General features: G+C 48.2%; 14 protein-coding genes. 4 read left to right on the plus strand and 10 right to left on the minus strand.

Annotation, left to right across the window (positions count from 1 at the left end; translation table 11 throughout):
- The first annotated feature begins 82 nt into the window (after nt 1-82).
- Nucleotides 83-616, plus strand: coding sequence for a hypothetical protein (locus ARCVE_RS08355; RefSeq protein WP_052302981.1), 534 nt, complete (start codon nt 83-85; stop codon nt 614-616).
- On the opposite strand, the gene ARCVE_RS08360 is transcribed toward ARCVE_RS08355, so the two are convergent.
- Nucleotides 592-1,884: a bifunctional hexulose-6-phosphate synthase/ribonuclease regulator gene (locus ARCVE_RS08360; RefSeq protein WP_013684338.1), complete on the minus strand. Its 1,293-nt coding sequence runs from the start codon at nt 1,882-1,884 to the stop codon at nt 592-594. The genes ARCVE_RS08355 and ARCVE_RS08360 overlap by 25 nt on opposite strands.
- Before the next feature lie 167 nt (nt 1,885-2,051).
- Here ARCVE_RS08360 and glnA point away from each other — a divergent pair, with 167 nt between their 5' ends.
- Nucleotides 2,052-3,494 (plus strand): type I glutamate--ammonia ligase, encoded by a 1,443-nt coding sequence (gene glnA, locus ARCVE_RS08365; RefSeq protein ID WP_048086261.1) that lies wholly within the window; start codon nt 2,052-2,054, stop codon nt 3,492-3,494.
- 238 nt (nt 3,495-3,732) lie between these two features.
- The gene (locus tag ARCVE_RS08370) at nt 3,733-4,053 is read left to right on the plus strand and encodes a hypothetical protein (protein ID WP_013684340.1); all 321 of its coding nucleotides are present in this window, start codon (nt 3,733-3,735) and stop codon (nt 4,051-4,053) included.
- Nucleotides 4,054-4,086: 33 nt separating this feature from the next.
- On the opposite strand, the gene ARCVE_RS08375 is transcribed toward ARCVE_RS08370, so the two are convergent.
- Genes ARCVE_RS08375 through dsrO form a run of 6 tightly spaced genes read right to left on the minus strand, consistent with a single transcriptional unit; the run spans nt 4,087 to nt 9,595 of the window.
- On the minus strand, nt 4,087-4,647 hold the full coding sequence (locus tag ARCVE_RS08375; RefSeq protein WP_013684341.1) for a hypothetical protein: 561 nt from the start codon (nt 4,645-4,647) through the stop codon (nt 4,087-4,089).
- Nucleotides 4,648-4,679: 32 nt separating this feature from the next.
- Entirely contained in the window at nt 4,680-5,069 is a 390-nt protein-coding gene (gene dsrJ / locus ARCVE_RS08380; protein ID WP_013684342.1) for a sulfate reduction electron transfer complex DsrMKJOP subunit DsrJ, read from the minus strand.
- The gene (gene dsrK / locus ARCVE_RS08385; protein ID WP_013684343.1) at nt 5,069-6,676 is read right to left on the minus strand and encodes a sulfate reduction electron transfer complex DsrMKJOP subunit DsrK; all 1,608 of its coding nucleotides are present in this window, start codon (nt 6,674-6,676) and stop codon (nt 5,069-5,071) included. The genes dsrJ and dsrK overlap by 1 nt, the downstream gene beginning before the upstream one ends.
- Nucleotides 6,677-6,679: 3 nt before the next feature.
- On the minus strand, nt 6,680-7,609 hold the full coding sequence (gene dsrM / locus ARCVE_RS08390; RefSeq protein ID WP_013684344.1) for a sulfate reduction electron transfer complex DsrMKJOP subunit DsrM: 930 nt from the start codon (nt 7,607-7,609) through the stop codon (nt 6,680-6,682).
- Complete coding sequence (gene nrfD / locus ARCVE_RS08395; RefSeq protein WP_013684345.1) at nt 7,606-8,799, minus strand: NrfD/PsrC family molybdoenzyme membrane anchor subunit; 1,194 nt, start codon at nt 8,797-8,799, stop codon at nt 7,606-7,608. Before nrfD ends, dsrM begins: the two co-directional genes overlap by 4 nt.
- A 10-nt stretch (nt 8,800-8,809) precedes the next feature.
- Entirely contained in the window at nt 8,810-9,595 is a 786-nt protein-coding gene (gene dsrO / locus ARCVE_RS08400; RefSeq protein ID WP_013684346.1) for a sulfate reduction electron transfer complex DsrMKJOP subunit DsrO, read from the minus strand.
- Nucleotides 9,596-9,994: 399 nt separating this feature from the next.
- Between dsrO and ARCVE_RS08405 the strand changes: the two genes are divergently transcribed.
- Entirely contained in the window at nt 9,995-10,345 is a 351-nt protein-coding gene (locus ARCVE_RS08405; protein WP_013684347.1) for a TusE/DsrC/DsvC family sulfur relay protein, read from the plus strand.
- 14 nt (nt 10,346-10,359) lie between these two features.
- On the opposite strand, the gene ARCVE_RS08410 is transcribed toward ARCVE_RS08405, so the two are convergent.
- From ARCVE_RS08410 to ARCVE_RS08420, 3 genes are all read right to left on the minus strand, one after another.
- A complete protein-coding gene (locus ARCVE_RS08410) occupies nt 10,360-11,742 on the minus strand; it encodes a cobyrinate a,c-diamide synthase (RefSeq protein WP_013684348.1) in 1,383 nt (460 codons plus the stop codon).
- A gap of 62 nt (nt 11,743-11,804) precedes the next feature.
- Entirely contained in the window at nt 11,805-13,181 is a 1,377-nt protein-coding gene (locus ARCVE_RS08415; RefSeq protein ID WP_013684349.1) for a (Fe-S)-binding protein, read from the minus strand.
- Nucleotides 13,178-13,846, minus strand: coding sequence for a respiratory nitrate reductase subunit gamma (locus tag ARCVE_RS08420; protein ID WP_198001996.1), 669 nt, complete (start codon nt 13,844-13,846; stop codon nt 13,178-13,180). Before ARCVE_RS08420 ends, ARCVE_RS08415 begins: the two co-directional genes overlap by 4 nt.
- Between the last annotated feature and the right edge of the window lie 248 nt (nt 13,847-14,094).

The raw sequence follows: 14,094 nt of genomic DNA on the forward strand, positions 1-14,094 counted from the left end.
TAAATAATTAACTTTAAGATTATGAATATCACAATTAAAAGGCCTAAAAACTTATAAATAATAGGAGAGTATCATCAATAGCATGGAGGAAAAAGCTATCTTCTTCCTCTGCTGCACATCATGTCAAAGCCACATACCCGATCACTTCTGCATAATCACCCCCGATAGACCTTCACCCTGCGGAATTACCTACGAGAGAGCTCTGCGCTCAAAACTCTTCATAAGGGTTCCGAAAGGTAGACAGCTTGGCGTTGACGAGTTTGAAGGTGTAAACGAGTTTGCCAGGAAATTCGGGATCGAAAGAGTTAAGCTGCACTCGGTACTTAGCTACCCGCCACTGACGGCACTTCACCAGCTCATAATTTTCTACATACCTGAGCTTGATGGATTCGGCATAGTTGATCGAAGTTACAAAAAGATGACGCCCATTGGCCTCACATTTCAGGAAATGGAGAAAATCATGCCCGGCAGACAGGTGGAAGGGTTCATAGGCGCAAGCTTCGCATACCTCAAAAGCAGAAAGTTTCTCGCCGGGGAGAACAAGCCGGTAGTCTGGGCGAGCCCAAAGGTGGAACAGAAATTAAAGTCCGTTCATCTGACCTTTTCCCACTTGTAGAGTTCCACGACTTCTGCAAGCGTCCTGCCTTTTTCTTCTATCTCCGCCCTGACTCGTTCCTCGTGCTTTTTAACCTCCAGCGCCCTCCTCGCAATCTCATACGCCCTCTGCTCTGGAATTACCATTACCCCGTTATCATCGGCAACTATCCAGTCCCCGGGGTTTACCTCAATGCCCCCACACACAATCCTGACGTTTATCTCCCCAAAGCCCTTGGGCTCGCCAGCATTTGGCACTTCGCGCTTTGCAAAAACAGGATAACCAAGAGCTCTGATGTCGTCAACATCTCTCACAGCCCCGTCAATCACAACACCCTCAATTCCCTTGTTCAGACAGCTCCTCGTTGCCAGCTCTCCCCAGACCGCTGTGGTGTCTCCGGAGCACTTTATCACTATAACATCACCCTTCCCGGCAGCATCTATGGCTTCTACAGGCTTCGCCCAGTCCCCATCCATTGTCAGAACCGTAACAGCCTTCCCAACTATTTTCTTCCCCCTGACAATCGGATAAATGTCTCTCATAGCCGGGCTCCTGTGCATGGCATCGCTGATGTTAGGTGTGGAAACCTCAAGCAGAATTTTCCTCGTTTCTTCTTCCAGAGTCCTTCTTTCAATCTCAAACTTTCCACCTCGAAAAGCTGCATCTATCGCTTCTCTAACCTTCCTTGCGGCACTTCTCACGTCTCTCGACTTTATCACGTTGCTGCCAACAATGACGATACTTGCCCCCTTCGAAACGCAAAAGGCTGCTTTTTCCGCATCAAGCCCTCCAGCAACGGCAACGGGAACGTTAACCTCCCTAACAATCTTCTCCATTATTTCAACGGGATCGAATCCGAGCATCTGCTGGTCTATGCCCACGTGAACATTTATATAGTCGGCAAACTCTTCAACCTCCTTTGCCCTTTCAAGAGGATTAGGATGGTTAATCAGATCAACCATCAGCTTGCAGCCGTACTTTCTTGCTGCTCTGAGAGCCTCGCCTATCGTTGAGTCAGAGCTAAGGGCAAGTACGACGACAATATCAGCCCCGCTTTTTGCAGCCATCTCAACCTCTACGCTCCCCACATCCACGGTCTTCATGTCTGCAACAACTGTGCAGCCATAACTCCTCTTAATCTCCCGAATAGCATTCATTCCCTCACTCTTGATGAGGGGCGTACCGACTTCAATCCAGTCAGCTCCCCCCTCAAGGGCTTCCCCAGCAATTTCAACTGCCCTTTTCAACTCGAGGAGGTCGAGGGCAACCTGGAGTACAGGCTTATCCATGCTAAAAGTTGGTCAGAGGGCTTAAAAAAATTCCCTACGATTGTTTTGAAGCAAGTTTTATTCAGTTTAAATATCTGGATAAAAAATTATCAGATAACATGACGATGGAGAAAAGATTATATAGTGAGGCACTTCGTTTGCTGAAAAAGTATAGAAAGGGTGATGAAATGACAGAGGAAGCTGTAAAAATCCTTAAGGAGAACAATGTAAAGCAAGTTTTGTGTGCTTTCTGCGATGTCCGTGGCTATCTGCAGATGTTCTCCATTCCAGCAAGAGAATTCACGGATGGCAGTGCATTCGAGGGAATTGGCTTTGACGGCTCTTCTGTAAGGGGTTTCAAGACCATTGAGCAGAGTGACATGGTCTGGGTGCCAGATCCATCAACAATAAAAATAATCCCATGGATTGACGACCCCGTTCAGAAGACTGCCATAATGTTTGGAGACTGTTATGAAGCGTGGGGAACGGAAGTTGCAAACTGTGACCCGAGAGGATACGTTGCAAAGCGCCTGCAGAAGATGCTGGGCGATGAGGGCAAGACTGCCATCTTCGGACCAGAAATCGAGTTCTTCGTTTTCGATTCCGCTGACCCCACAAGGCTCACATGGGACATGTGGGTCTCGCCAAATGGCGGTGCTGGAGACTCATGGGGCCCGCCAAGAGTAATGCCAGACAGCCCCGAGGTTACACCGGGAGGATTTATAATAAGGCCCAAGGAGGGTTACTTCAGGGCTCCACCTGAGGACACGACCGTAGAATACAGAAATGAGCTGGTTTACTACCTCGAGCAGCTTGGCGTTGATGTAGAGTACCACCACCACGAGGTTGCTACTGCAGGCCAGGTTGAGCTCGACTTCAAGCCAAAGCAGCTCGTTGATGTTGGAGATGCGTTCTACCTCTACAAGTTCGCAGCAAAGAACATCGCAGCAATGTACGGAATGGTCGCCACGTTCATGCCAAAGCCGCTCTACCTCGACAACGCAAGCGGAATGCACACCCACCAGAGCCTGTGGAAGGGCGAGCCGTTCAGCGGAGAGGCACTGTTCGCTGATCCCGACGACGAGTTCATGCTGAGCCAGACTGCCCGCTACTACATCGGTGGTCTGCTTGAGCACGCCAAGGCGCTGACTGCTCTCTGTGCCCCAACAGTGAACTCCTACAAGCGCCTCGTTCCGGGCTTCGAGGCTCCGATTTACATCTGCTGGAGCCCGCGCAACAGGTCTGCACTGGTTAGAGTGCCAATGTACCTGAAGAAGCCATCTGCGATCAGAGTTGAGTACAGAGGTGCAGATCCGAGCTGCAACCCGTACCTTGCATTTGCAGCAATGCTCGCTGCTGGTCTGGACGGCATAAAGAAGAAGATCGACCCCGGCGACCCGCTGATGAAGGATGTCTACGAGCTCTCGCCAAAGGAGAAGAAGGAATTCGGTGTTGGAGAACTGCCAACGACTCTCAGAGATGCACTCGACCACCTCGCAAGCGACGAGGTCATACAGAAGGTGCTCGGCAGCCACATATTCGATGCATTCATGGAGATAAAGATCGACGAGTGGAACCAGTACTGCCTCTACATCACGCCGTGGGAGTTCATGAAGTATCTCGACATCTAATCTCTTTTTGTTTCTTTTTCACCTCCTAATATAGAGTCGTGCACATTACACCACAGGAATTGCGGAATTGACTGCAACCCACTATAATTTAGAAATTTTATTTTTAAAAATATTTTTCAGCAGAAGCCCCAACTTGAGATTCTAACCTCACGGCGCTCTTATTTTCTTTGCAAGATTTCATAATTTTAGCAAATAATAAATAGGAGGTTAAGCATAGTAAATATTGGAGGTGTCAAAAATGGGTGTGCACCGCATTACAAGCGAGGTTGCGAAGTATTATGCAGCCCGTGAGCGGGTTCTCGGCTCTGGAATAACCCTGCTGGGCTATGCAAGCGAAAAGGTTAACGAACTCAGTAAAGAAGATCTCGAAGCCTTTGGCGATCTCGCGGCATCACTTCTCCCCCATGCACCGGGCTACGCAGGAAAGCTCATCGTTGTCGTTGCAAGACTCTTCTGGGCTCTCGCAGGTGTCGGCGTTAAAGAAATTGGATTCAAGGACATCGAAGAGCTTGAAAAGCAGATAGAAGAGCTGAAGAAAAAACTTGGCGTGGAAGAATAACCTAAATTTTTATTTTAGATTTTTTATCTATTTTCAACTTTTAAGACATTTGTATATCTCCTCAACGAAGCGAACTATTTCATCGCCAGACAGACCGTGTGGCATAATGTACACCATGTATCGACCCTCAGCAAAGAAGTAGTGTTCCTTTTCCGGAACTCTATACGCTTCAACGTCGCCAAGCTTTACGGGTCTGACGGCTGCCCATATTCCGCCAAATTTCTTCATCGATTCCACCATCTTCTCCGTTTCGTTCTTTGCTACCTCTGGAGAGGGATATACAGTCACCCAGAGCACTACAAAGCTATCGTTGCCTGCGTAGTGAAGTACTGCAATATCCTCAACGTACTTTATCTCGCCAACGTGAGTCTTCTTTATAAATTCAAGTGCCTCTTCGCCTTTCATTACAACGAACTTTTTCATACCTATAATCTCATCAGGCGTGACGTTTGCTGCATCGATGATCGATGGGTTTTGTTGCACGTCTGCAGTCGATGTATTGTCATCAGATGGTGCTGCATGCTCCGTAGACGCGCATGCAGTAACCAGAACAGATAGCAGCAATAGAACCGGCAGAATGCACTTCCGGAACATTAAATAAAGAAACTAAAAAAGAATTAAAAAAGTTATTCGTTGTATTCTTTAACTATTTCAGGCGTGTTGTGGCACTCGAAGCAGTAGGGCTTAACTCCAGTGTACTCGTGGCACTTGTCACAGAATTCAGCCTTTGACTCGTGGCATTCCCAGCACTGATATATCGTGGTCTCGTAGGGCTCGCCGTAGGCCTTGCTTATGTATATGAGCTGTCCGTCCCTGATATTTATCGTTCTCCATTCCTTCAGCAGCTCCATGTGGTTTGCTTCCATCCACTTCGCATCCTCGACGCAGTGCTCACCCTTCGGTGTGGCAAGCTCCGGAGGGGTCACCTCTCCGCTGGCAAGGTTGTACCACATGGGAGAGGTCATTATGGCGAGGAAGACTATAATTCCCGCTATTACGTATTTAGCGTTGTACATCACTCCTCACCTCTCCCAGGCAGTGGGTTGCCTCTAAGATCTGTCGTCCTCTCCTGATCCTCGTCCTTCATTATCAGTGCGTTGCCCACGAGTTCCATCATGCCTCCAACCTCAACCGGCAGCTTCCAGAACTCGAGGAGGTGCGGGAACGCTGCCTTGTCGATAGCACAGATCGTACACAGGAAGTTTACACCAAAGCGCTTGTGTACATGCTTTAATGCCATCGCTCTTGGCATTCCACCGCGCATTCTGAGTTCCATGACTTCCTCCGTCAGCAATCCACCACCACTTCCGCAGCAGTATGTCTTCTCCCTTATTGTGTGCTCCGGCATCTCGTAGAAGTAGTTGCAGACGTTCTTTATGACATAGCGTGGCTCCTCAAAGAGACCCATACCTCTCGCGGTGTTGCAGGAGTCGTGGAATGTAACCTTCCAGTGGTCGTTCCTGCTTGGATCGAGCTTTATCTTCTTGTGCTTGATGAGGTCTGCAACGAATTCGGCAATGTGAACCATCTTTGTCTCGGCTGCATTCTCAAAGTAGGTGCCGGTTATGGGGTTAACGGGATCCTCAAGTGTCTTTGGTGGCGGATTCATTGTGGCCATGAACTGGTGCTTGTCTCTCCACATGTGTCCACACTCGCCTCCAAGAATCCACTTGACGCCGAGCCTCTCTGCTTCCTCGTATATCTTGTGGTTCAGTTTCTGTGCAAGCTCGTAGCTCTGGAACGTTCCGAAGTTACCACCTTCGCTGGCGTACGTGCTCCATGTGTAGTCGAGGCCAAGTTCGTGGAAGAGCATCAGGTAACCCATACAGACGTACCAGTGGGGTGTTGCAAAGAAGTCAGCCGAAGGTGACACGAAGAGAATTTCTGCTCCCTTCTTGTTTACCGGTACCTCAATCTCGATGCCAGTGATGTCGTAAACGTCTTCTGCAACGCTCTGCAGTGCTCCGGCTACACCTCCAGGCAGCAGACCGAGGTGGTTACCTGTCCTCGCCGAAGCTGCAATGGATATGAAGCTGAATCTGTGCGAGACTCCTATTGAATTCAGAAGTTCTCTACCACGCCAGACGATTTCGGCAGTGTCGATGCCGTAGGGGCAGAAGGCTGAGCACCTTCTGCATAGAGAGCACTGATAGAAGTAATAGTAGAGCTCCTTTATCACGTCCTCCGTCAGTTCCCTCGCTCCAGCCCACTCGCCGAAGATCTGGCCTATCTTGGTGAAGTACCTTCTGTATATGCTCCTTAGAGTCTCTGCCCTCGCAACAGGCATGTTCTTCGGGTCGCCGGTTCCAACATAGTAGTGGCATTTATCGGCGCAGGCTCCACAGCGGACACATATGTCCATGAAAACCTTCAGTGAGCGATACTTGTCAAGAAGCTCCTTGAACTTGTTGAGGAAGGTCTCCTTCCAGTCCGGCGGGAGCTTCCAGTCCTTGTCAAGGGGATCCCAGTCACGGTAGGGTATGCCGAGCGCCTGGGCATCCTTTTCAAGGATCGGGTAGTGGTAAAAGCCCGGCTTGAAATCTTTCTCCGTTACAGGCTTAAGCATATCTCTCCAGCTCGGGAACTTCTGCTCAATCTTCAGCACTTCAGGGTGCTCCTCCATCCTTCACACCTCCGGTCTAACTTTATATCCCTCTTCAGCAATCTCGTCAAGCTGATCCTTGTACATCTCATAGTACTCCTGCCATGTGATACCCTTGTACGGCGGGTTCCACGGATTGACATGGGTGCGAGCCCTGTTGTCGTTGGGCATGTTCCTCGTTGGTGAGAATAGAACTCCGGCAGCGTGCATGAGCTTGCTGAACGGGAAGTATGCAAGAGCTGTGCACGCAAGAAGCAGGTGGAGCAGGAAGAGTGGGTGGACATCAGTTGCGACCGGGTGGAACGTTACAAGACCAATTGCCAGCTCCTTCACGGGCTCAATTGGTACTTTGATTATATATCTCATCAGCAGCCCCGTGGCGATTACCGAAATCAGCAATATCAGAGCAAGGTAGTCGGAAGGCAGTGAAATCGTGCGCTCCTTACCCAGAAACAGCCTTCTGCCAAAGAGGCAAAGCAAGCCTACGAAGGCTGTGATGCCCGGAATGTAAATCTCAGGTACAAAGGCACCCTTCAGCCCAGACACTTCCATGTAGAATTCAAGCCATCCAGGCACTGGCTCGAGGAAGAATCTGAGGTGGCTTATAAGCACCAGAAGGAACGACCAGTGGAACAGTATCGCGAAGAACCACAGAAATCTCGTGTCGCGGTGCTCGTGTCTGGTGTAGTAGTACCTCGTGTTTCTGAACAGGCTCCTGAAGAAGAACACCTCGAAGAACATCCTGCCTATAGTCTCCCATTTAGTATACGGGCTGTCGAAGCGGTCGTATATTGTCCTCCTTATGAATGGCAGAGTGTACTGCTGTCCGCACGTCGTGGGGATTTTGAGCGGTACCGGACTCTTTGCCCAGTTGATTGCCCTGTAGATAACTCCAATCAGGAATATTGCGAATGCCACGTAGGGTACAGCTATCTCGAGCAGCGGGACGATCATTGTTCGTTCACCTCCCCAGTCTCTGGAAGGAGCTCAAACACCTTCAGTCCAATGAGGAACAGCAGGAATATCAGCGCGAAGGTTCCTGCCACAAGCGCAACCTCTGGCCATCCCGGTACGTAGGGTGCTCCGTATTCGAAGGGCGGTATGTGTGCCATCTCGTAACCGGGCGGGAATACCTCCTTCGGATATGCAAGACCTGGTACAACGAGGATGTATCTCTCCGCAAACACACCTATTGCGTGGATTATACCAGCAACGCAGAGCCAGTTAACTGAGCGCCAGGTTCTTGGGTAGAGCAGTATTGCAAGCGGTATCAGCATGCCCATGAATATCTGGATGAACCAGAAGACCTTGGGGAATGGCTGGCTCCAGTCGAAGAGAGACATGTAGATTGCCTCTGCATGTGCCGGAACGTATCCCCTCTCGAGGTTTTCAACCGTGAAGCAGTAGAGCAGCAGGATGATCATTGCACCCATGATCTTTGCAAGCCCTCTAATGAGATTCTCGTCGAGGTACCTGTTAGTATATCTGAACGTCAGAACGAGTATTGGAATCATTATACCAATACCACTCGCAATAGCAGATATGATGAACAGCGGAGCTGTCAGCGGAGAGTGCCAGAGGTCCATGGAGTAGATGAAACCGATGATACCTCCAGTACCGCTGTGAACAAGAACTGCCCACGCAACAGCCACAATCGCGAGAATCTTAACAAGCTTATCCTTCCTCTCCATCTGAGCCAGAAGGTAGATGCAACAGAGTGCAAAGTAGCTCGTGTACAGGAAGGCGTTCCATGAGAAGATCGATGAGAAGTTGAAGTATCTGATGACGTTCATTCCGTGCTCCACCTTACCGAGGTCCAGGAAGATGTCAAGCAGTGCTCCAACAATCATCAGGGCTGCAAGGTATGCTGCCATCCTTGAGAAGATCTTGTACTCCTCCTTGCCAAAGACTCCTGCAAGGGCAGATATGATCAGAGAACCTGCACTGGCTCCTATCAGGTAAACAACAGAGACAATCGGTAATCCCCAGATTACCTGATTGGTCATTCCTGTTACCCAGTGACCCTGCCTGAACATTACCCAGAATCCGTAGGCTCCCCATGCCACAATTAACGCGAGAAATATCAGCAACGCAAAATACTCCTTTGAATCTCCCTTTATCTTACTAAAATACAGCTCTGCCAATTCAACCACCTCACATCAGATAGTATACTCTCGGATTTGTACCGAGGTTCGCTCTAAGCTGAATAACCTTAGACGTCCTGACTATCTTCGCCACCTCGCTGTTCGGATCGTTCAGGTTGCCAAACACAAGTGCGTTGTACGGGCACGCTTCGACACAGGCAGGGATTGGCTCCTCGCCCTTGGCCATGGCCTCGTCAATTCTGTGGACACAGAACGTGCACTTCTCGGGCACACCGTGACTCCTTCTCGGCACCTTCGGATTTATGTGGTCAAGGCCTTCGAGCGGGTCTTTGAAGTTGAAGGTTCTTGCGTTGTACGGGCACGCAACAATACAGTACCTGCACCCTATGCAGCGGTGGAAGTCTATCATAACAATACCGTCTTTCCTGACAAACGTCGCTTTCGTCAGACAAACCTGAGCACATGCCGGATGTCTGCAGTGGTTACACAAAAGAGGCACATAAAGTTCCTTTGATCCCTCAAGCTCGTTCCTCACCTTCAGGATCTTCAACCACTGCGGGTCTATGCGCTTGTTCTCGAACTCAGGCACGTTGTTTTCTGTATCACATGCAACAACACAAGGCGGCTTGATCTCGTGCCAGTCTTCTTTTGTCTTCTCTATGAGCTCTTCCATGCACTCAGTGCACTTGTCTATGTCCACAACCATTGCCCACTGGGGTACGTTGGGGTCTACAACATGTTCTTCCTTCTCTTCTCCTGCAAGCGCGTTGATACCGGTCAGCGTCGCCGCTGCAGCCGATCCAGCCAGAATTAGTAACCTTCTCCGGGAAATCATAATGCATCTACCTCCGTAGCGCTTAGAAAGCAGTCTCTGTCCTCCATTTTCAAACCCCCCATCTTTTATTTCTCCAACTTCGGGCTTTTTAACTATTAGAACTTCCCTATTTTCCCAGCGTGGTATCAGATATGAAATATATTAAGTTTTTGGTTTTTGAGGCGTATTTTGGCCGGATTAATTCAGTAAATACCATCTAAATCGTTTTATAACAGATAGAACCCGGCAGACTGGAGTAAAGTAAAGCCCAGAAGTACCGAGTCTATAACAACCCTGGCGATCACTTTTAATTCTACAGAAGATAATAGATTACCAATAATCCGCGAAAAATAACACTGATAATACCGTAAATTATTTATGCGGAAAGTTTAAGAGCACGATAAAGCGAGGTGAAATGAAATGCCCGAGTTAGAGGTAAAAGGAAAGAAGCTGACGCTTGATGAAGACGGATTTTTGCAGGACTGGGAAGAATGGGACGAGGAAGTTGCTGAAGCTATTGCAAAAGACACGAGATTCAGCCCCCAGCCGATTGAACTGACCGAAGACCACTGGGTAATTATCAAATACCTGAGAGACTACTTCCTGAAGTATGGTGTTGCTCCGCCAATAAGAATGGTCGTTAAGCACATGAAGAAGGAGCTTGGCAAGGAGAAGGGTACTCTCGAGTACCTGTATCAGCTGTTCCCTCAGGGTCCTGCTAAGGACGCCTGTAGAATTGCTGGTCTGCCCAAGCCAACAGGATGTGTCTAATCCAAAAATTCATTTCATTCCTTTTTACTTTTGGTCTTTTTTGCCGTTTCTATAAACTTGTTGACCATCATTGGGTATGACAGCACATGCAGGTGTATGTAGTTGACGAGTGTCTGCTTCTTAATTGCCCCATCCTGCTCACCGTTGATACCTTTGCCTCTCTTCACCCTGAAGACAAACTCGAGCCTTTCTTTCGGAATGACCTTCGAGTAGTGAAACTCGTGACCGAGAAGAGTGTCGCCTCTCCTGCTAATAGGATTGTTTTTCGCAACACGATATATTGAATATCCAAGGGCTTGAAAGCGCTTGTGCATTTCCGTTTCGTATGGCATGAATCCAACCATCTCATATTCACTACCATCAATTAGCCTGAGCTTCTCTCCAAGAAACATGAGCCCGCCGCATTCAGCATAGACGGGCTTCCCGGAGTCGCAGAAGTCGTAGATATCTCTTCTAAGACTCGCATTCTTCTCGAGTTCTTCTGCAAAGATTTCAGGAAATCCGCCGCCAATGTAAAGTGCATCGACGTCTGGAAGTTTTCTGTCCTCCAGCGAATCGATGAAAACCACTTCGGCCTTCGACGCGAGTGCATCTATGTTGTCCTCATAGTAGAAGTTGAATGAACGGTCTCTGAGAACACCAATTCTGATACCAGATGGCTTTGGTTTAAAAACAGGATGCTCCAAGGCATTATCGAGTGGTGGGGCTTTGCGGGCTATCTCAACTATTGCGTCAACGTCGATGTACTTCTCAACTAGTTCCGCGAGCCTGTCGAAGAGTTCTTCGAACTCCTCCTTTCTTTCATAAGCAGGAATTAAGCCGAGGTGTCTGTCTGGAATCACAACATCCCCTCTTCGAGGTACGACGCCAACGACGCGAACCTTTGCAAGTTTCTCGGCTGCAAGTCTTGCTTTCATCGCATGCCTTTCACTGCCAACCCTGTTCAGAATGACACCTTCAATCCTTACTTCGGGGTCGAAGACCTTGTAGCCGTATATGAAGGGAGCAACAGTTCTCGACATCCTCTCAACGTTGGCTATGAGAATGACGGGGCACTTCAGAATCTTGCTAACTTCAGCCGTACTTCCTTTCTCGTCTGTAGCATGGTGAGAATCGTGCAAACCCATCGTACCTTCAATAACCGCAATATCGGCATTTCTAAAATTCCGCTCAAATGTCTCAAGTATATCCTCCCTCGTAAGCATGAAGCTGTCAAGGTTTCTGCTGTACCTTCCAGTGGCGAAGTAGTGAAAGCTTGGATCGATAAAATCCGGCCCAACCTTGTAGGGCTGAACCTTGTAGCCGCGATTAACGAGAGCTCGCATCAGGCCTATGGAGAGCATGGTCTTGCCTACTCTGCTGCTCGTTCCGCTGAGTATTATGCGAGGGATGTCCATGGCATGGCTTCGAATGGTAGCTTAAAATAGTTTTCTAAAAGATTTGAAAATAAAATAAAAAATTAGTCGTAAACGAGGGCGTTGGCCACAAGCTCACTCACACCCATGAACTTTACCGGCAGGTTGTAGTAGTTGATGACCTCTCTGAGCTGCCCCTTGCAGTTCGCACAAATTGTTGCCACGATTTTCGCACCCGTCGCCTTGATCTGTTCCGCCTTAATCTTGCCGTACGTCTCCATTCTGAACTTCAGGAAATCGTCCTTGTTCATGATGGCAAATCCGCTTCCTCCACCGCAGCAGTAGCTCATCTCCCTGTTGGGGTACATCTCTCGGAAGTCCTTGCAAACAGCTTTCAGAATTCTCCTCGGCTCCTCGTAAATTCCTGCACACCTACCCCACTTGCACGAATCGTGGAACGTTACAGGCTCGGGGTTCTTTTCAGGATCAACTTTCAATCTACCTTCTCTTATCCACTTGTCCGTAAGTTCTGTAATGCTCGTCACTTCAAACGGCATGTCATCCTTGAAAATCGCCTTATAGAAGAACTTGAAAGAGTCATACGCGTGACCACACTCACCAATAACAACAACCTTTGGTTTCAGCCTCTTGAGTGTCTCGAGGTGAGCTTTTGCAACTGCCACAAATTCAGTATCGCTGTAGAACAGTCCGTAGTTTACGACATCGTTAATTCCAGTCTCCGGTGAGTTCAGAGTCCAGTCAACGCCTGCGTAGTTCATTATCTCAACGATACCCATTACAGTTTCCGTGAACGCGATGTAGTCTCCGGCGTTGTTTATAACGAGGTAATCCGCCCCCACCTTATCCACGGGTATCTCGACTTCAACACCTTTTTCATCCTCAATGTCCTCTTTTATGAACTCAATCATGTCCAGAAACGCTTCAGTTGGTGTATTGGTGGCGTTACCTGCCTTTATCTGTGTCCTCGTTCCGTTCTCCTTCAGTTCATCGGGAGATATACCTATTGCATCAAGCATTTTCCTTATTTCCCTCGTTATCACTCCGTTGTCAATTGCAAGGGGGCAAACGTAAGCACATCGCCTGCAGATTGTGCACCTCCATACAGCTTCTGCCATCGCGTTCAGATCCTCTTCCGTCAAATCCTTCGCTCCAACCAAACCGCGGAATATCTTTCCGGTCAGAGTAAAGTACCTCTTGTATACCCTCCTGAGCATTTCGGAACGATAAACAGGATGATAAATCTCCTTCCTGCCGCTTGCGGTGTAAACCGGGCACGCTTCAGCACACGTTCCGCACTTCACACAGAGGTCAAGGGTGAGAACGTAAGGAAGCCAGAACGTCCAGTTATCCTTCTTGCTGAGGGATTTTTTCATCGCTTCCAAGAATTTACTGACCTTTGGTTCGTCAGGCCTCAGGACATCATCCGAAAGCGCCCTATACTCGTCAAATACCCTCCTCATTCTTCTTCACCCCACTTGACCTTGTGGTACGTGAAGTACTTGCCGACAAAATGCGCCATTCTGCTGAGCGGTAGACAGATGACGAAAAACTGCACGAGGAGCAGTGTGAGCAAAAGAGATGGCGAGCTTACGAGTTCGTACTTCGGAGCAAAAGACACTAAGCTCAGCAGATATTCTCTAAACCACATTCCGAAGAAGTTCGTGTAGAGTCCAAGGGTAGATATCGCAAGCAACAGCAGCAGGTTGAAGTATTCGACGAATTCTGAAATTGCCCTGAGTTCACTGTTGGTAATTCTTACTACAAGCAGCAGGAGTGCCCCAACTGCAACTGCTGCCGCTCCAATAACACCAATATAGTACGAAAACTGAACATTGAAAATCAAAAGTACAAACCAGATGCCAAGAAGATACAAACCCCAGTGCATAAGGAGAGACTGGAACCATATCTTCCTGTTGTTCTTGTATATGCTGTGGAGCGTGGTTATCTCCGTTACAAGCTCTTTGATTTGCTCACCGAATGTTTTGGGATGGGGAAATAGCTCCCAAGGCAGATGCTGTGGCGCTGTGAACCACTGCAGAACCCTGTACAGTAAAGCCAGCACCAATACAATAGCCGTCAGATAAGGCAGTATTCCGCCAATTAGATATTCCAAACCGGCCATCATGCAACCTCCTAGTTTTTTATAGGCCATTTTCAAAAACCTATCATATTTAAGCATTTTGGAATTTAGACCTATTTTAGATACGTATTATCTTAAAAACAATCATTCAATAAATCAGAAGTATCTGAGAATTGGTTTTAAATTGTTTTTAAAAACTAATTAAATCTAAAGCTATCCTTAATTGAGCTTATTTTAATTAGGAAATATCTTAAAAAATATTGTCAAAAATCAAAACAAAAATCTTATAAAGA

Origin of the sequence: Archaeoglobus veneficus SNP6, from assembly GCF_000194625.1 — an archaeon.
GTDB lineage: Archaea > Halobacteriota > Archaeoglobi > Archaeoglobales > Archaeoglobaceae > Archaeoglobus_C > Archaeoglobus_C veneficus.